Raw genomic sequence first — 16,347 nt, forward strand, 5'->3', positions numbered from 1 at the left:
TAGGGCGGTGCCGATCGGTGCCGCAAAGCATTTAGCGGACCGACGCCGCGGCGATCCGCGCGTGGTGATCGGCCTGCTCCCGGGACATCGGCTGCCTCAGGAGGACCACCTGGTGATAGAGCGGTGCGGTCGCGGTGAGCAGGAGCTGATGGGGATCGGTGCCGCTCGGGATCTCGCCGCGTGCGACAGCTCGGCTGACGACCAGCGCGGTGCGCTCGTAGCGGTCCTCCCAGAAGCGGGTGAGTGCGTCGGCGGCATCCGTCGTACGGAAGGAGGCCGCGATCACCGCCTGGGTGATGGACGGCCGGGCGGTGAGTGCAGCGTGGATCTCGCGGTTGACGGCAACCAGATCTCCTTCGAGCGAACCCGTGTCGGCCGGCTCCCACGAGTCGTCGGCACCTGCCTCGAGCAGATCGACCAGGAGGCCGGGGACCGTCTTCCAGCGCCGGTACAGGGTCGTCCGGTGTACGCCGGAACGCGCGGCGACCGCGTCGATCGTGAGCCCGTCGTACCCGTGCTCGGCCAGCTCGGTCTCCACCGCCGCGAGCACGTCCGAGCGCACGCGGGCCGTCCGTCCTCCCGGCCTACTTGCGCGAACCTCAGCGATCATGACATCATCCTAACGCAACGTCCGTCGCATTTAGGGAGCAGCCAGTGATCCTCTGACCCGCCGTTCGCCAACCACGAACCCGCGAGAGGTCAGGAGGATCCTCATGTCTACTCAGCTGTCCCTGCACGACGTCACCAAGTCCTACGACCACCGCCTGGTGCTCGACCAGGTCACCTGCGCCTTCCCGCCCGGGCAGGTCAGCGGCCTGATCGGCGAGAACGGCTCCGGCAAGTCGACGCTGCTGCGGATCCTGGCCCGTCTCGAACCGGCCACGGACGGGACGGTGAACGCCACCGGGAGCATCGGCTTCCTGGCGCAGGACAACCCGTTGCCGCTCGACCTCGACGTACAGGCGCTGGCCGATCATGCGCTCGCCGACCTGCGCCGGATCGAGGCGCGGATGCGTTCGCTGGAAGGATTGCTTGCCGAGGGTCACACCGACGTTCTGGATGAGTACGGCGAACTCCAGACGGTGTTCGAGATCCGCGACGGGTACGACGCCGACGCACGGTTCGCCCGTGCGACGTACGGGCTCGGGCTGTCCACGCTGCCGGGCGATCGCCGGTTGTCCGAGCTGTCCGGCGGCGAGTTGGCGCGGCTGCACCTGGCCGCCGTACTGGCGTCGTCCCCGGAGGTCCTGCTGCTCGACGAGCCGACGAACCACCTGGACGTGTCGGCCGCCACCTGGTTGGAGGACCACCTGCGATCCCGGCGCGGTACGACGGTTGTCGTCTCGCACGACCGCGCCTTCCTCGAGCGGGTCGCTTCGACACTGTTCGAGGTCGACGGCGACACGCACCGGGTCACGCGGTACGGCAACGGCTTCCAGGGCTACCTGCAGGAGAAGGCAGCCGAGCGGGCGCGACTCGAGCAGGCCCGGCAGCAGTGGGAGGACGAGGTCGCGGAGATGCGCGTGCTCGTCCGGACCACCGCCGACCGGGTCGCGTACGGGCGACCGATGAAGGACAACAACAAGGTGGCGTACGACCGGGCGACCGGTCGCGTCAACGAGGCGGAGCGGAGCAAGATCCGCAACGCCAAGGAGCGACTGCGCCGCCTGGAGGAAGACCCGCCGCCGGTGCCGGCGAAGCCGCTCCGCTTCAAGGGGTCGATCCGCACGACCGGCGCTCCGGCCGGGGTGGATGCGGTGGGCATCGCGGTCACGGATCGGCTCCTGGCGACGTCCCTCGACGTACCCGCTGGTGGTCGCGTACTGATCACCGGACCGAACGGCGCCGGCAAGTCGACCCTCCTCGACGTTCTCGCCGGTGCGCTCCAGCCGGACTCCGGGTACGTCGATCGCCACGGACGGATCGGCTACCTGCAGCAGGAAGCGGTCGAGGCGCGCCCGGACGAAACGTTGCGCGAGGCACTCGCACGACATCCCGGCGCGGCGGCTCTGGGGCTGTTCCGTCAGGAGCAGTTGCAGACCCGGGTCGGTGCGTTGTCGACCGGGCAACGCCGACGGCTCGCGTTGGCACGAGTGCTGACCACGCCGTACGACGTACTGCTGCTCGACGAGCCGACGAATCACCTGTCCCTCGTGCTGGTGGAGGAACTGGAGGCGGCGCTCGACCGGTACGCCGGCGCACTCGTCGTTGTCAGCCACGACCGCCGCTTCATCTCCCGCTGGCGCGGCACCATCGTTGATCTCGAGGAGAACACCTATGTCAGTCGATGAGTTCACGGTCGACGGCGCGCCGTACGGCGTGGTCGCGGCGGGCGGTGAGGTGTGGACGACGCTCGTCCACACCGGCCGCGTCGCGACCGTGTCGGGCCGCGTGTTCGACCTCGACGCACCCGGGTCCCGCCCGAGCGTGATCGTCGACGGTCCCGACGACGCCGTCTGGTTCACCCGCAACGGCGACGACCGGATCGGCCGGATCGGGTACGACGGGGCGGTGTCGGCGACCGAGCTCACGGACGCGCCGTACGGACTGTGCGTCGGTCCCGACGGCGCCTTGTGGTGCACGTTGATGAGCATCGACGCGATCGGGCGGATCACGGTGGACGGCGAGGTGTCGACGTACCCGATCGGTACGGCGGGCGCGTTCCCGGGGATGATCACGACGTACGCGGGCGATCTGTGGTTCACGCTCAACCAGACCAACGCGATCGGCCGGATGACCACCGGCGGCGAGGTCACCACCTATCCCCTGCCGACGCCCGCCGCGGGTCCGGTCGGTATCAGCGCGGGGCCGGACGGCGTCTGGTTCACCGAACTGCTCGCGAGCCAGGCGGGCCGGATCAGCGTCGACGGGTCCATCTCGGAATTCGCGCTTCCGATCGATTCGAAGCCGCATGCCGCGGCGGCGACACCTGATGGTGGTTGCTGGCTCACTCTGTGGGCGGCGGCCGCACTGGTCCACATCGATGCCAAGGGCAACATCACTGAACAGGTCGCGTTCACTGAAGGCGCCGAACCGCACGGTCTGTACGCCGACACCTCGGTGTGGGTCGCGCTGGAGAAGGGTTCCGTGGCTCACATCCAAGCGCGCGGGTGAGGAGGTTCACTCGGTGGAGGGAGGACGCGAGGGCCCGTCCGGGAGCACAGTGGTGATGTGAGCACGGACGTGCAGGTACGGGGGCCGCGGGTTCGTGATGTGATCGCGGTGGGTCGCCCGGCGTTCTGGGTCGTGTCGATCGTGCCTTACTACACGGGGATTCTGCTCGCGACCCATCGGCTGATCCCGCCGTTCGGGGAGTGGCCGCGGCTGATCGTCGGGGCCGTCGTGATGGGGCCGCTGGTTTGGCTGGCAGTGCTGGCGGTCAACGACGCGTACGACCTGCCGAGCGATCGGCTCAACCCGCGGAAGGCCAAGTCGCCGCTGCTCGACGGGCGGATCACGCTGCGAGCGGCGAAGCGGCTGGCCTTCGCGGCGGCCGTGGCGGCGGTCGGACTGAGCCTGCATGTCGGGATCGTGTTCGCGCTGGGCGTCCTGCTCGCCGTACTCCTGGGCTACGCGTACTCCGTCCCACCGGTGCGGTTGAAGACCCGCGCCGGCTTCGACGTCGCGGTCAACGCCCTCGCCCTCGGCGCCTTCGGCCCGCTGGCCGGCTGGGCCGCGATCAACCCGGACCTGAGCGACTTCCCTTGGCTGATGGGCCTGCAGGGAACCCTCGCCGCGATCGGCCTCTACCTCCCCACCACGCTCGCCGACCTCGAGGCAGACCGCGCCGCCGGCTACCAGACCATCGCAGTCCGCTTCGGCCCCCGCACGACGTACCTGATCGGGTACGCCGCCTGGATCGCAGCCGCCGCCCTGTCGGTAATCCTCGCCGCCACCAACACCATCATTCCCCGCGCCATGCTGTCCCTCGAGCTGGTGATGGTCCCCGTCCTCATCGCCGCCTACCGCAAACTCATTGGCCCGGGTCAGTCCTTCAAGGGCATCATCGTTCTCGCCTCCCTGTTCCTCTTCCCCTGTGGAACGTTCGCCCTCACCTACACCGGAGTCCTGTAGATGTATCCGGACATCGAGCCGTACGACCACGGGATGCTCGATGTCGGTGATGGACACCGTGTCTACTGGGAGGTCTGCGGCGACCCCGCAGGCAAGCCTGCGCTCGTCGTCCACGGCCGCCGAGCCGACCGTGGACCTGAGCACCAACACCACCGCCCACCTGATCGCAGATTCCGGGACGGCGTACCGGAAGGCCAACGGGACGGGAATCTGGCGCTCGCGTACAGCTGTCTTCTGCACGACCCCGACCCGGCCGTCCGCGAGAAGGCCGCACGTGACTGGTGCGACTGGGAGGACACTCAGGTCCGCACACATCCGGGCAGGCGACCGGACGCCGCGTACGACGATCCCGTCTTTCGGCTGCGGTTCGCGCGACTCGTGACGCACTACTGGGCGCACGCGGCCTGGCTGGAAGAGGACGTTCTCGTGCGGGAGGCGGGGAAGCTGGCCGGGATCCCGGGGGTGCTGATCCACGGCAGGCTCGACATCAGCGGCCCGCCTGACATCGCCTGGCGGATGGCTCAAGCCTGGCCAGGCGCGGAGTTGCACCTCGTAGAGCAAGAAGGTCACGGAGCCGGCGGCCGGCGCACCACGGAGCTGATCCTCGCCGCACTGGACCACTTCGCATTACGGAGCTGACCGGATCGGACGGGCATGCACGTGCACGTGCACGGTGGGCAAAGATTTGATCACTGATCTTTACAGCGATGAAACGTTCATGAACTCTTGGGTCCCATGACTCTGACCCGCCCGGAGCTCGAGACCGATTACGCCCTCAGCCGGTCCGACATCGCACACTTCAGGCAGCACGGGTTCGTGAAGCTGAAGAACGTGCTCAGTGCGGAGACGATCGCGGAGTACGAGCCGGAGATCACCGACAAGGTGATCGAGCTCAACACGCAGGAACAGCCGCTGGACGAGCGCGACACCTACGGCAAGGCGTTCCTGCAGGTCACGAACCTCTGGCAGGACAGCGAGCGGGTGCTGGAGTTCGTCTCGTCGCCGCGGCTCGCGCGGATCGCGGCGCAGCTGCTCGGCGTGCAGTCGGTGCGCCTGTACCACGACCAGGCGCTCTACAAGGAGTCCGGCGGCGGAGTCACCCCGTGGCACGCGGACCAGTACTACTGGCCGTTCATGACCGATCGGTGCGTGACGATCTGGGTCCCGCTGCAGGAGACCCCGATGGAGATGGGGCCGCTGTCGTTCGCGGCCGGCAGTCACACGTTCGAGCACGGGCGGGACCTCCCGATCAGCGACGAGTCGGAGCGCGTGCTGCAGGAAGCGCTGGCCGAGCAGAACTTCCCGGAGATCTCCGAGCCGTACGAGCTCGGCGAGGTCAGCTACCACCTCGGCTGGACCTTCCATCACGCGCCGCCGAACACCACCGACATCCCGCGCCGGGTCATGACGGTGATCTACGTCGACGCGGCGATGACGATCTCGCAGCCGTCGAACGCGAACCAGGTGGTCGATCTGGCCAGCTGGATGCCCGGCAATCAACCCGGCGACACCATCTCCTCGCCGCTCAACCCGATCCTCTACTGAGCGATCCCGCTCCGTCGCCGGCGACAGAGCGCGCGTTCTGTACCTATTGGTATGTACGATGCTGCCATGAACTCATCGATCAGCCGGGTAGTCGTCCTGGATCAGCACCTGCCGGAGGCGCTCCCGGTGCAGCGCGTCGAGGTCCGCCGGATCACGATCGACCCGCACACCGCGCTCGGCGCCCACGTCCACAACGGCCCCGTGTTCGGCAACATCGTGTCGGGGTCGGCGATCTACCAGCAGTCCGAGGACACCGAGCCGCAGGTCCTCCACCCCGGCGACGTGTTCTACGAGCCCGCCGTCGAACGAATCGCACGCTTCGACACCGAGGAAGAGGGCGTCACCTTCCTCGCCTACTTCCCACTGACGGCCGGCCAGGACGCGACACTCGACCTGGTCTAGAGAGTCCGTTTCTGCGGATAGATCGTTTCGCCACGGGCCAGCTGCTCGACGTACAGCGCGATCCGCTTGGCTCGGGTTTCGGGGCGTTTTGCGTCGTTCACCCGGAAGACGACGGCGAACCGATTGGCTTTGGTCAGGATCTCGAACATGGCCTGCGCCGTCGGTTCCGCGGCCAGTGCGGCCGCGAGATCGTCCGGGATCTCGAGCGCGCCCGCCCCGCCGTACGCGTTGTCCCAACGGCCGTCGGCCTTCGCGCGTTCGACCTCGGCGCGTCCGGCCGCGCGCATCCGCCCTTCCTGTTCGAGCCGCGCGATCAGGCCGACGTTCCGTTTCGACCACATGCTCCGCGCGCGACGCGGCGTGTACCGCTGCACGAACGTTTGCTCGTTGCGCCCCCGCCGTTGCCCGTCGATCCACCCGTGACACAGGGCTTCCTCGAGCGCTTCGTCGTACGTCAGGCTCGTCGGCATCGTCACGTTCTTCTTCGCGAGCACGAGCCATACGCCGTCCGAATCCTGGTGATGCTCGCGCAGCCAACTCCGCCAGGCGGCAGCATCCACGACGATCAGTTCTGCGGTCACGAGGCAGCCTCCCGATAGCGCGCGGCCAACTGCGTCGCCGCATCCTTCAACTCTTGAGGACCAACAAACTCCAGATCGCACTCGAACATCCCGAACGTCGCGGCCAGACCCGTCCACGACCATCCGCTGAGCGCGAGCCGGCAACTCGTCGGCGTGAGCTCCTCGACGACGGCACCGTGACCGGCCCATTGCGCGATGTCCGACGCCTTCGCCTGCAGGATCGCCTCTCCACGGCAGGGGTTGCGGTCCTGTCCGCGGAACTTGCTGGAGATGTACGTCGCCACGTCGGGCGCCGGCAGTTCACGCGGCGCGAACCGCGGCCCGGTCGGCGTCTTCGGCGTCATCCGATCCACCCGGAACGTCCGCCAGTCGTTGCGATCCAGGTCCCAGCCGACGAGGTACCACCGCCCGCCCCACGTCACCAGGTGATGCGGCTCCACCTTCCGCGGCGGCACCCATTCCTCGGTGCCGGCACCGGGTGAGGCGTAGTCGAAGCGCAGTACTTCGTTCGCGCGCACCGCCGTACCGATCGAGATCAACTGTTCTGAGTCGACCGTCGTACGGCGGTTGGCGTAGCGGTCGACCGTGGTCACCTGCAGGGCGTCGACCCGTTGCCGCAACCGCGCCGGCATCACCTGACGAACCGTGGCCAGCGCCCGCAGCGCGCCCTCTTCGATCCCGGTGACCGTGGTCGTCGCGGTCTGCAGGGCGACCGCGACGGCGATCGCCTGATCGTCGTCGAACAGCAGCGGCGGCAGATCCGCCCCCGCATCCAGGCGGTAGCCGCCGTCGGGTCCCTTGGTCGCGCGCACGGGATACCCGAGGTCGCGCAGCCGGTCCACGTCCCGGCGGACGGTGCGCGGGCTGACTTCCAGGCGATCGGCCAGGAGCTGCCCGGGCCAGTCGCGGCGGGCCTGAAGCAAGGAGAGCAGCGCGAGCAGTCGGGCTGAGGTCTCGGACATGACTTCAGATTGCCATGAGTAGCGGCCAGAACCTGTCCTCTTTCCCTGGAAATGTCTTCCGTAGAGACCCTGACCGAAGGAGAGATCGTGATCAGCACCCGAGCGCTCACCCGGGACTTCGTGGTGAGCCGTACCGAGACCGTGCACGCGGTCCGCGGCATCAGCCTGGACGTCGAACCCGGTGAACTGGTCGCCGTCCTCGGCCCGAACGGCGCCGGCAAGACGACCACACTGCGCATGCTCACCACCTTGATCACGCCGACCTCAGGCACCGCGACGGTCGCCGGGTACGACGTGACCACACAACCCAGCCAGGTCCGACGCCGGATCGGGTACGTCGGGCAGGGCAACGGCGCCGGTCACTCGCAACGGGTCGGCGACGAACTCGTCGGGCAGGGCGTGATCTACGGGCTCGACCGCCGTACCGCCAAGCTGCGGGCCGGCGAACTGCTCGACGCCCTGGAACTGAAGGACCTGGCGCGGCGCAAGGTGTCGGAACTGTCGGGCGGGCAGCGCCGGCGGCTCGACGTCGCGATGGGTCTGGTGCACGCGCCGTCGCTGCTGTTCCTGGACGAACCGTCGACCGGCCTCGACCCGCAGAACCGGGCGAACCTGTGGGACCACATCCTGCGGATGCGCGAGCAGTACGCGATGACGATCATGCTCACCACGCACTACCTGGACGAGGCCGACTCGATGGCCGAGCGCGTGGTCGTGGTGGACCACGGCGAGGTGATCGCCGACGACACAGCCGACGGGCTGAAGGCCAAGCTTGCCGGTGACCGGCTCGCGGTCACCGTTGCTCCTGGCAACATCGCGCGGTTGAGCGAGCTGGCCGGGAAGTTGCCCGGGGCCCGCGAAGTGATTGCCGTCGGCGACGAGGTGAGCGTCCGGGTCGCGGACGGGCCGGCCGCGCTTCCCGAACTGGTCGCGGCTGCGCAGCGCGACGGCGTACCTATCGCGGCGGCGCAGGTGCACCGCCCGACTCTCGACGACGTGTTCCTCAACCTCACCGGGCGCAGCCTGCGTGAAGACTCGAACGGAAAGGCAGCCTGATGACCACCCTGACCCTGTCCGCAACCTCCACCGCGACCGCGGCCCAGCCCTCGCGGAACCTGCTCCGCGACATCCGGATCGTGATGGCGCGGGAACTCAAGCCGGTACTGCGCGACCCGTTCAGCCTGCTGTTCGGGATGATCCAGCCGCTGGTGTTCCTCGCCCTGTTCGGGCCGCTGCTGTCCGGCTCGATGGGCGGCGCGTTCGGCGACGGCGTGTGGCAGTGGTTCGTCCCGTCGATCCTGGTGATGACCACGCTGTTCGGTACGTCGACCACGGGGGCGAACCTGCTGTCCGAGTTCCAGACCGGTGCGCACGAGCGGATGCTGGTCACGCCGTTGTCCCGCTCCTCACTGCTGATCGGCCGGGCGCTGAAGGAGATGGTGCCGCTGTTCGGGCAAGCGGTGGTCGTGATCGCGGTGATGACACCGTTCGCGTTCGACCTGCACCTCGGCGGCGCGCTGATCGGGCTTGCACTGCTAGCGGTGTTCGGTGTCGGGCTTGGCTCGTTCAGCTACGCGCTGGCGATCGCGGTACGCAAGCAGGACTGGATGTTCTGGGTGGTGCAGCAGACGTTCCTGTTCCCGTTGATGATCCTGTCCGGGATGCTGCTGCCGCTCGAGACCGGTCCCGGCTGGATGCGCGCCGCCTCGAAGTTCAACCCGTTGTCGTACGTCGTCGACGCGGAGCGGACCCTGTTCTCGGGCGACGTACTGTCCAGCGCGGCGCTCTGGGGATGGGCCGCGGCGATCGTGACCGCGGCGCTCGGGCTGACCGTCGGCATCCGCGCGATGCTGCGCTCGGCCGATTGACCCAAATGCGTCACTGTCCCCGCTGGGCCGTCCCCCACGATGGAATTCACCTACGGTAGCGCTCAGATCACCCACCGCCCCCAAAGGAGATCTGATGAGGCCCCGCCCCGCCTTGTTCGCCGTACTGACTTCTCTGGCCGCCGCCGCGCTCGCCGCCTCGAGCGCGGTGGCGGCGCCGTTTCCGCAAACCGACACCGAGAAGCGTGTGGTGGCTGCGACCGATACTGACGGCGACTCGTTGCCCGACACCTGGGAGACGAACGGGTACGACGCGAACGGCGACGGCGTCGTCGACGTGGACCTGCCCGGGATGGGCGCGAACCCGAAGAAGAAGGACCTGTTCGTCGAGATGGACTACATGGCCGGCCGGCTCACCACCACGGCGGGCCTCGACCGGATCGTTCAGGTGTTCGCGTCGGCCCCGGTCGGCAACCCGGACGGCAGCACGGGGATCAAGATCCACCTCGACGCCGGCGCCGCCCGCGGTACGGCGTACAACCTCGGCGGTGGCAACGAGGTCGCGTACGACGCCGACCTGAACCCGTCGGCGACCCAGACGAACGCGATCAAGGCCGCCAACTTCGCGTCGGCGCGCAAGGCCGTCTTCCATTACATGATCTGGGGCGACAGCTACGACGGCGGCTGCAGCAGCGGCCAGGCGTTCAACATCCCGAACGACACGTTCATCGTGACGGTCGGCCCGAAGTGCAACTGGAACGCGACCGACGACATCAACGTGGGCACGTTCATCCACGAGCTCGGCCACAACATCGGCCTGAAGCACGGCGGCACCGACAACCTGAACTACAAGCCGAACTACCTGAGCGTGATGAACTACTCGTTCCAGCTCGGCGGCGTGCTCAAGGCCGACGGTACGAAGTACTGGGGCTACTCGAGCGTCCAGCCGACCTCGATCAACGAGGCCCGGCCGGACGAGAGGGTCGGCCTCGGCAGCCTGGGCGCCGGGTACCGAACGAGCTGGAAGTGCCCGAACGGCTCGACCAGGACGACGGCCGGCGCCGCGAACCAGCCGATCGACTGGAACTGCGACGGCGACACCACCGACACCACGACCGCCGCCGACATCAACGGCGACAAGACCACGTCGATCCTGATCGCCCAGAACAACTGGGCCAACCTCGTCTTCGGCGGCGGCGCGGTCGGCGGAGGCAGCGAACTCCAGTCCAAGACACCCGCCACGGAACTCCAGGAACTCACCCACACCGAGTGGACCGAGATGCAACACCGCTGACCGCCCGCCGGTGGTGTGGGAGGCGGACGGCCAGCACTCATCAATTGAGGTCGGCGCGGGCGGCTGAGCGTGTAGCCGCCTGTGATTTCGCAGTTGTGTAGTGCTGGGCGTCCGCACCTACCCAGCCCAGACCCCGGTCGCCGCGGTTTCGCGGGCCCAGTCGGTGAAGTCGCGGGGTGCGCGGCCGAGCACCTGCTCGACGCCGTCGGAGACGTACTCGGAGCGATGGTTGCGGATGACGGTGAACAGGTCGCGGACGGCGGTGGCATCTTCGGGCGTGAGGCCTTGCTCGGTCAGTTCCGCGACGTGGGCCTCGGGGTCGAGGTCGACGTACTTGATCGGGCGGCCGGTTGCGGTGGTGAGCTCGTCGGCGATCTCAGTCATTGTGAGGGTGCGTGGGCCGGAGATCGCGAGCGTCTGGCCGACGTACGACTCGTTGAGCAGGGCGGTGGTCATCACGTCGCCGACATCGTCGGTGTCGATCCACGCCTCACCACCGGTGCCCGCGGACAGCCGGATCTCGCCGACCAGCACGTGGTAGCGCAGGAAGTCTTCGCTGAAACCCTGCGCGAACCAGGCCGGCTGCACGATCGTCCAGTCCAGTCCGCTGGCGCGCACCACGTTCTCGAGGTCGAGCTGCCCGTCGTACACGGCGAAGTCGCGCCCCGGGCTACCCACGCCACGACCCGACAGCAGGACCACTCGCCGCAGCCCGTCGGCCTGCTCGACGAACTTGCCGGCCTGCGCGAGTCCGGTCGGCCCGACCGGCGGCGCGAGGTACGCCGTGTGGGTGCCGCGGATCGCGTCCGCCCAGGTGCTCTCGTCGTACCAGTCGAACCGTCGCTCGCTGGAGCGGGACGCGAGCCGGTACGGGACGCCCCGCGCCTCGAGCTGCGCCGCGACGCGACGGCCGGTCTTGCCTTTGCCACTGAGGATGAGAATCGGGTTCATGGCTCCAGTCCACTGGAGTGCGGTGAGACAAACCATGGCCGTACGCCGCAATTCCATGTTCGGAACGCTCAACCTGACGTAGGCTCGGCGCATGGACGTGCTCGACGAACTGCTGGCCGGGACCCGCGCGCAGGACGGGGTGTTCAACCTGACGATCCTGGATCTGCCCTGGGCGCTGGAGATCCGCGACGAGGCGCCGCTGGCGCTCGCGATCCTCATCCGCGGATCCGGCTGGATAACCCGCGAGGGCCTCGAGCCGCAGCGGATGGAGCAGGGCGACGTCGCGATCGTCACCGGCCCGGAGCCGTACGTCGTCAGCGACAGCCTGACCACCGCGCCACAGTTACGGATCCACCCCGGCGGCATCTGCGAACCGTTGCCCGGGGCACCGGCCGACTACTCCGCCCGGCTCGGCGTGCGAACGTACGGCGCTCGCAAGTCGGGTGAAGTGATGGTTGCCAGCGGCACCTATCAGGTCGCGGGCGATGTCAACCGGAGGCTCGTGACAGCACTCCCGCCGGTGCTGGTCGTACCCGCGGCCGAGGTGGCGGGGTCGGTGATGGACATGATCACCAGCGAGATCCAGCGGGACGCGCCCGGTCAGCAAAGCGTGCTGGACCGGTGGCTCGACCTCGCGCTGATCACCACCCTGCGCGCGTGGTTCGCCCGGCCGGACTCGCATGCACCGGGGTGGTACCAGGCGCAGACCGATCCGGTGGCGGGTACGGCGTTGCGCCTGCTGCACGAGGATCCGGCGTACCCGTGGAACGTCACCGAGCTCGCGGATCGGGTCGGGATCTCGCGCGCGTCGTTGGCCCGGCGATTCAGCGCGGTCGTCTGTGAGGCGCCGATGAGCTACCTGACCGGCTGGCGGATCACGCTCGCCGCGGATCAGCTGCGGTCGACCCGGGACACCGTCGAGACGATCGCCCGGCGGGTCGGGTACGCGAACGCCTTCGCGTTGAGCGTTGCGTTCAAGCGGGTCCGTGGTGTCACGCCTACCGCTCATCGCCGGGCGGCGTGAAAGCTTCAACCGACAGGTTCAACGATACGATTGAGGCTCATGGGTCATGAAGAAGTCCCGCTGAGCCTTGACGAGCTGCGACAGCTGAGCCTGTGGACGGCCGCCTGCGCGGAACAGGCGTTGCCGCTGTTCGAGGCCGCGGCGCCGGGCGATCGGCGGGCGCGGGACGCGATCGAGGGGGTCCGCGAGTTCGGTGCCGGAGGCAAGCGAACGAAGGCGATCCGGACCGCCGCCTGGGCAGCACTCAAGGCAGCCGGTGAGTTGAACGCAGCCGGTCGCCGGCGGACGGCAGACGATCCCGCAGCGGAGGCGCAGGCAGTGGAGGCGCGGGCGGCGGAGGCAGCTGCGCGGGCGGCGGTCGGCGCCGCTGGTTCGGCGTACCTGCATCCGTTCGCGGCGGCCACTCAGGTGAAGCACATCGTCGCGGCGGCGCAGTATGCGGCGTACGCGCGGGAGCTGGCGACCGGCGATCCGGGAGCGGCCGATGCGGTCGTCCGGTGGGCGGTCGAACGCGTCCCACCCACGGTCCGCGAGGTTCTCGCGCGCTACCCCGACGGCGCACCCGGCCGCACCCGGCTCGGCGAACTGCACCGCCGAATCGAGGCTGAGCTCAGGCGACCGTCGACTTCATGAACGCGAGCGCCTGCGGCCACGCGAGCCGGAACGCGTCCGCGTTGACGTCCTTGTCGTGCCGCGACTTGTCCGAGAACCCGTGGTCCGCACCGGGGAAGTACTGCGCGAACGTCGCGCCGGCGGTCCGCGCCTGCAACACGGTCTGCAACGTCTCGAAGTCCGCATTGGGTACGGCGGCGTCCGCGCTCGGGTAGCTCACCAGCACCGGCGCCGTGACCCCGGCGGCCTCCGCAATCGCGTCGTACGTGTGATGCGGTGGCCGGTTCGACGGCACGGTCGGGTGGAAGGCGACGACGTTCGCCACCCGCTGGTCGCGGGCCCCGAGCAGGAAGGCGAACCGTCCGCCGAGGCACCATCCGATGACGCCGACCTTGCTGCACCCGAGATCGTCGAACAGGTAGTCCAGCAACGCGCCCTGCTCGGCGAGCGCGGCGTCGTCGTCCATCTCCCGCAGCATCCCGCTGAGCTCTTCCCGGGTGGCGTCGTCGGTGCTGCGCCCCTTGAACGGGTCCCACGCCAGCGCGGTGATCCCTTCCCCGGCCAGCTCGTCGGCCCACTCCCGGATCTGCTCACCGATCCCGGTGATCATCGGGAGCAGCAACATCCCGGCCCGCCCGACCCGCGCGAGATAAGCGTCCTGCTCCCCAACCGTCACAGTCACACCCATGCGGGAAATCTTATGGTCAGCTGACGCCGACCGTCTGGTGGTCCACCTCGATGACGCCGATGACGCGTTCCACGTCGCGGCCGTAGGGCCGGCCGATGTACTTCTGGGCGATCTGGTCGACGAGCTCCCAGCCCGCGTCACCGTCGATCCACTCGACGACGCGACCGCGAACGATGACCGGCTCGTACGGGTTGTCGACCGGCGCGAGGGATACCGCGACGCGCGGGTCGCGCTGGAGGTTGCGCGCCTTCTGCGAGGTCGGGCCGGTCAGGAAGATGATCTTGTCGTCGAGCGAGCTCACCCACAGCGGGATGGAGTGCGGCGACCCGTCCGGCAGGACGGTGGCCAGGTGGGCGATGGAGGTGCTCTCGACGGCGTTGCGTACGGCGGGCTTCAACATGACTCTGCTCCTTCAGCAAACGATGCGGGTGAGGTTTCAGCGGACGATCTCGTAGTGCAGGTGGGTGACGCCGGGCGCGGGTACGGCCTCGATCAGGTTCAGGCGGACGTGCTCCGGAAGCTCCTGGAAGAACGGCCGGCCGCCGCCGAGCAGGATCGGCACCTGATGCAGCACGAGCTCGTCGACGAGGCCCGCCTGGAGTGCCGCGGTCACGACCCCGCCACCCATCAGACCCACATCCTTCCCACCGGCGAGCTCACGCGCCGCGGCGATCGCGTCCTCGATGGTGCCGGCGAGAGTCTGCCGTTCGCTGATCTCGGGCACCGGACCGTGACTGACGACCACCAGAGGAGCCTTCGGGTGCGGGCTGCCGCCGCCGAAGTGGCCCGAGTCGTCGTACGTCTTGTGCCCGGCGACCATGGCCCCGACCCGACCGGCGAGCGCGTCGAAGATCCGTGCGCTCGGTGCGCTCAGCTTGAAGCCGTCGAACACCTGGCTCGGGGTGTCGCCGTCGAAGTACCAGTCGAACAGCATCGGCGCGTCGCCGAGGCCGTGATCCGGACCGGACCCGCGTCCGGTGATGTATCCGTCGACCGAGACGGCGAGGGCGCAGACCACCTTGCTCATCGTGTTCACCTTCCCTTGGGGTTCCTTGAAGGAACGCTAACATGATGGAGTTCCTTGAGGGAACCCCAAACGCTAGACTGGTGTCATGCAGCGAACGAACTTCAGTGAGATGGCGTGCTCGATCGCGCGCACGCTGGACGTGATCGGCGAGCCGTGGTCGCCGTTGATCCTCCGCGACATCTGGGTCGGGTTCTCCCGGTTCGAGCAGCTCCAGGCGGACCTCGGGATCTCCCGCAAGGTGCTCACCGAGCGGCTGAACCACCTGGTCGACCGGGGCGTGCTGGAGCGCCGGCCGTACGACAATCGGCCGCGGTACGAGTACGTTCTGACCGACCGCGGCCGCGAGCTGCTCGACGTCCTGATGGTGATGGTTGCCTGGGGCGACAAATGGCTGGCAGGCCAGGCCGGGCCGCCGGTCCTCTACCGGCACCACGCCTGCGGGGAGATCAGCCACGTCGACCTCGCCTGCGCCCATTGTGGCAAACCGATGCACGCCGACGACATCGACATCCTCCCCGGCCCGGGCGCAGCGGCCTAGCGGCCGTTCCTAGCTACAGTACGGGCGGAACACCTCGAGATCGCTGTCCACACGGGCGATCCGGTCGAAGCCCCAGGTCTCCACGCCGGGTCGATCGACCTCTGACATCACCCGTGCGGACATGTCCCGCAGACCGCGGGCAAGGAGCGCGAACTCGAGATGGTCGACGTCCAGGTCGTCAGCGCCGTACTCGTCGAGGAACTCCGCCAGCCGGTCACCGTCGGCTCCGACCCACACGTCGTACTCACGGGGCCCGATCACGGCGTTCTCCCAGTCGAGGATCGCCGCCACCTCACCGTGGTCGTCGATCAAGACGTTCAACCCGTGAAGGTCCGTGTGACACAGGACGTCGCGCACCGGCTTGAGTCGTGTTCGTACGTCGTCCAGCCGCGCGATCGCCGCAGCCACCACGTCCGCCCGGTCCGCGATCCACGGGTGCTGCAGGTGCTGCCCCAAGGTCCTGATGTGGGGTTCGCTGACGTCCGCGGGCGGCAATGTCACCTGCAGCGGAGCCTCATGGATCTGCCGCAACGCCCGGGCCACCGCACGCCGGTCGTTCCAGGTCGCCGTACGTCCTTCGACATAAGGGAAAACTGCGACGTTGTTCGCGGACAGCTCACCCTGCAGCGTCCGCAACGGCTCGACGACCGGCAGCCCGAGAGCGTGCAACTCCGCCAACTGCGACAACCCCGACGGCTCTTCGCCTTCCTTCCACACCTTCACGAACCACCGGCCGTCCGCCACCCAGCCATCGGTGGCGAACCCACCCGCGTGCGGCTCCAACGAGGAGACAGTCAGTCCGTAGTCGCGTTCAAGGTCCACA

20 protein-coding genes are annotated in these 16,347 nt (G+C 68.5%); 12 read left to right on the forward strand and 8 right to left on the reverse strand.

Annotation, left to right across the window (positions count from 1 at the left end; all coding sequences use genetic code 11):
• Positions 1-31 precede the first annotated feature (31 nt).
• Positions 32-610, reverse strand: coding sequence for a TetR/AcrR family transcriptional regulator (locus EV137_RS16410; protein WP_134129882.1), 579 nt, complete (start codon positions 608-610; stop codon positions 32-34).
• Between the two features lie 103 nt (positions 611-713).
• Here EV137_RS16410 and EV137_RS16415 point away from each other — a divergent pair, with 103 nt between their 5' ends.
• From EV137_RS16415 to EV137_RS16435, 6 genes are all read left to right on the forward strand, one after another.
• Positions 714-2,291 carry an ABC-F family ATP-binding cassette domain-containing protein gene (locus tag EV137_RS16415; RefSeq protein WP_134129883.1) on the forward strand — a complete coding sequence of 526 codons (1,578 nt, stop codon included), beginning with the start codon at positions 714-716 and terminating at the stop codon, positions 2,289-2,291.
• Complete coding sequence (locus EV137_RS16420; RefSeq protein ID WP_134129884.1) at positions 2,278-3,114, forward strand: Vgb family protein; 837 nt, start codon at positions 2,278-2,280, stop codon at positions 3,112-3,114. Before EV137_RS16415 ends, EV137_RS16420 begins: the two co-directional genes overlap by 14 nt.
• A gap of 57 nt (positions 3,115-3,171) precedes the next feature.
• Positions 3,172-4,074 (forward strand): UbiA prenyltransferase family protein, encoded by a 903-nt coding sequence (locus EV137_RS40560; RefSeq protein WP_238175368.1) that lies wholly within the window; start codon positions 3,172-3,174, stop codon positions 4,072-4,074.
• Positions 4,075-4,713 (forward strand): alpha/beta hydrolase family protein, encoded by a 639-nt coding sequence (locus tag EV137_RS40565; RefSeq protein ID WP_166679907.1) that lies wholly within the window; start codon positions 4,075-4,077, stop codon positions 4,711-4,713. It begins immediately after the preceding gene.
• Between the two features lie 96 nt (positions 4,714-4,809).
• Positions 4,810-5,619 (forward strand): phytanoyl-CoA dioxygenase family protein, encoded by an 810-nt coding sequence (locus tag EV137_RS16430; protein ID WP_134129885.1) that lies wholly within the window; start codon positions 4,810-4,812, stop codon positions 5,617-5,619.
• 66 nt (positions 5,620-5,685) lie between these two features.
• On the forward strand, positions 5,686-6,021 hold the full coding sequence (locus EV137_RS16435) for a cupin domain-containing protein (RefSeq protein WP_134011669.1): 336 nt from the start codon (positions 5,686-5,688) through the stop codon (positions 6,019-6,021).
• On the opposite strand, the gene EV137_RS16440 is transcribed toward EV137_RS16435, so the two are convergent.
• Together EV137_RS16440 and EV137_RS16445 are read right to left on the reverse strand one after the other, a co-directional pair.
• Positions 6,018-6,602, reverse strand: coding sequence for a YdeI/OmpD-associated family protein (locus EV137_RS16440; RefSeq protein WP_134129886.1), 585 nt, complete (start codon positions 6,600-6,602; stop codon positions 6,018-6,020). The two genes, EV137_RS16435 and EV137_RS16440, sit on opposite strands and share 4 nt — an antisense overlap.
• Positions 6,599-7,564, reverse strand: a complete 966-nt coding sequence (locus tag EV137_RS16445) for a helix-turn-helix transcriptional regulator (protein WP_134129887.1) — start codon at positions 7,562-7,564, stop codon at positions 6,599-6,601. Before EV137_RS16445 ends, EV137_RS16440 begins: the two co-directional genes overlap by 4 nt.
• A gap of 87 nt (positions 7,565-7,651) precedes the next feature.
• Between EV137_RS16445 and EV137_RS16450 the strand changes: the two genes are divergently transcribed.
• The 3 genes from EV137_RS16450 to EV137_RS16460 all read left to right on the forward strand — a co-directional run bounded on the left by EV137_RS16450 (position 7,652) and on the right by EV137_RS16460 (position 10,684).
• A complete protein-coding gene (locus EV137_RS16450) occupies positions 7,652-8,620 on the forward strand; it encodes an ATP-binding cassette domain-containing protein (RefSeq protein WP_134129888.1) in 969 nt (322 codons plus the stop codon).
• The gene (locus EV137_RS16455; protein ID WP_134129889.1) at positions 8,620-9,432 is read left to right on the forward strand and encodes an ABC transporter permease; all 813 of its coding nucleotides are present in this window, start codon (positions 8,620-8,622) and stop codon (positions 9,430-9,432) included. The genes EV137_RS16450 and EV137_RS16455 overlap by 1 nt, the downstream gene beginning before the upstream one ends.
• Before the next feature lie 94 nt (positions 9,433-9,526).
• Positions 9,527-10,684, forward strand: coding sequence for a zinc metalloprotease (locus EV137_RS16460; protein WP_134129890.1), 1,158 nt, complete (start codon positions 9,527-9,529; stop codon positions 10,682-10,684).
• A gap of 117 nt (positions 10,685-10,801) precedes the next feature.
• On the opposite strand, the gene EV137_RS16465 is transcribed toward EV137_RS16460, so the two are convergent.
• Positions 10,802-11,635: an NAD(P)H-binding protein gene (locus tag EV137_RS16465; RefSeq protein WP_134129891.1), complete on the reverse strand. Its 834-nt coding sequence runs from the start codon at positions 11,633-11,635 to the stop codon at positions 10,802-10,804.
• A gap of 91 nt (positions 11,636-11,726) precedes the next feature.
• On the opposite strand from EV137_RS16465, the gene EV137_RS16470 reads away from it, so the two are divergent.
• Positions 11,727-12,659, forward strand: a complete 933-nt coding sequence (locus EV137_RS16470; protein WP_134129892.1) for an AraC family transcriptional regulator — start codon at positions 11,727-11,729, stop codon at positions 12,657-12,659.
• A 39-nt stretch (positions 12,660-12,698) separates the two neighbouring features.
• Positions 12,699-13,292 carry a putative immunity protein gene (locus EV137_RS16475; RefSeq protein WP_134129893.1) on the forward strand — a complete coding sequence of 198 codons (594 nt, stop codon included), beginning with the start codon at positions 12,699-12,701 and terminating at the stop codon, positions 13,290-13,292.
• On the opposite strand, the gene EV137_RS16480 is transcribed toward EV137_RS16475, so the two are convergent.
• From EV137_RS16480 to EV137_RS16490, 3 genes are read right to left on the reverse strand one after another with little or no spacing between them, the layout of a single operon-like run.
• Entirely contained in the window at positions 13,270-13,959 is a 690-nt protein-coding gene (locus EV137_RS16480; RefSeq protein WP_134129894.1) for a dienelactone hydrolase family protein, read from the reverse strand. The two genes, EV137_RS16475 and EV137_RS16480, sit on opposite strands and share 23 nt — an antisense overlap.
• A 16-nt stretch (positions 13,960-13,975) precedes the next feature.
• Positions 13,976-14,359 carry a TIGR03618 family F420-dependent PPOX class oxidoreductase gene (locus EV137_RS16485; protein ID WP_134129895.1) on the reverse strand — a complete coding sequence of 128 codons (384 nt, stop codon included), beginning with the start codon at positions 14,357-14,359 and terminating at the stop codon, positions 13,976-13,978.
• Between the two features lie 36 nt (positions 14,360-14,395).
• Entirely contained in the window at positions 14,396-14,986 is a 591-nt protein-coding gene (locus EV137_RS16490) for a dihydrofolate reductase family protein (protein ID WP_134129896.1), read from the reverse strand.
• 85 nt (positions 14,987-15,071) lie between these two features.
• On the opposite strand from EV137_RS16490, the gene EV137_RS16495 reads away from it, so the two are divergent.
• Complete coding sequence (locus EV137_RS16495; protein ID WP_134011636.1) at positions 15,072-15,524, forward strand: winged helix-turn-helix transcriptional regulator; 453 nt, start codon at positions 15,072-15,074, stop codon at positions 15,522-15,524.
• Positions 15,525-15,533: 9 nt separating this feature from the next.
• Here the strand turns inward: EV137_RS16495 and EV137_RS16500 are convergent, their stop codons facing one another.
• Positions 15,534-16,346: a phosphotransferase enzyme family protein gene (locus EV137_RS16500; RefSeq protein WP_134011634.1), complete on the reverse strand. Its 813-nt coding sequence runs from the start codon at positions 16,344-16,346 to the stop codon at positions 15,534-15,536.
• Position 16,347 lies beyond the last annotated feature (1 nt).

The organism is Kribbella pratensis, assembly GCF_004366075.1.
GTDB classification, from domain to species: Bacteria; Actinomycetota; Actinomycetes; order Propionibacteriales; family Kribbellaceae; genus Kribbella; species Kribbella pratensis.

Coding starts and splice junctions, on each gene's coding strand:
- EV137_RS16415 (WP_134129883.1), top strand. CDS start 714: ATGTCTACTCAGCTGTCCCTGCACGACGTCACCAAGTCCTACGACCAC.
- EV137_RS16475 (WP_134129893.1), top strand. CDS start 12,699: ATGGGTCATGAAGAAGTCCCGCTGAGCCTTGACGAGCTGCGACAGCTG.
- EV137_RS16465 (WP_134129891.1), bottom strand. CDS start 11,635: ATGAACCCGATTCTCATCCTCAGTGGCAAAGGCAAGACCGGCCGTCGC.
- EV137_RS16470 (WP_134129892.1), top strand. CDS start 11,727: ATGGACGTGCTCGACGAACTGCTGGCCGGGACCCGCGCGCAGGACGGG.
- EV137_RS16460 (WP_134129890.1), top strand. CDS start 9,527: ATGAGGCCCCGCCCCGCCTTGTTCGCCGTACTGACTTCTCTGGCCGCC.
- EV137_RS16435 (WP_134011669.1), top strand. CDS start 5,686: ATGAACTCATCGATCAGCCGGGTAGTCGTCCTGGATCAGCACCTGCCG.
- EV137_RS16495 (WP_134011636.1), top strand. CDS start 15,072: ATGCAGCGAACGAACTTCAGTGAGATGGCGTGCTCGATCGCGCGCACG.
- EV137_RS16485 (WP_134129895.1), bottom strand. CDS start 14,359: ATGTTGAAGCCCGCCGTACGCAACGCCGTCGAGAGCACCTCCATCGCC.
- EV137_RS16455 (WP_134129889.1), top strand. CDS start 8,620: ATGACCACCCTGACCCTGTCCGCAACCTCCACCGCGACCGCGGCCCAG.
- EV137_RS16445 (WP_134129887.1), bottom strand. CDS start 7,564: ATGTCCGAGACCTCAGCCCGACTGCTCGCGCTGCTCTCCTTGCTTCAG.
- EV137_RS16420 (WP_134129884.1), top strand. CDS start 2,278: ATGTCAGTCGATGAGTTCACGGTCGACGGCGCGCCGTACGGCGTGGTC.
- EV137_RS16430 (WP_134129885.1), top strand. CDS start 4,810: ATGACTCTGACCCGCCCGGAGCTCGAGACCGATTACGCCCTCAGCCGG.
- EV137_RS40565 (WP_166679907.1), top strand. CDS start 4,075: ATGTATCCGGACATCGAGCCGTACGACCACGGGATGCTCGATGTCGGT.
- EV137_RS16490 (WP_134129896.1), bottom strand. CDS start 14,986: ATGAGCAAGGTGGTCTGCGCCCTCGCCGTCTCGGTCGACGGATACATC.
- EV137_RS16410 (WP_134129882.1), bottom strand. CDS start 610: ATGATCGCTGAGGTTCGCGCAAGTAGGCCGGGAGGACGGACGGCCCGC.
- EV137_RS16480 (WP_134129894.1), bottom strand. CDS start 13,959: ATGGGTGTGACTGTGACGGTTGGGGAGCAGGACGCTTATCTCGCGCGG.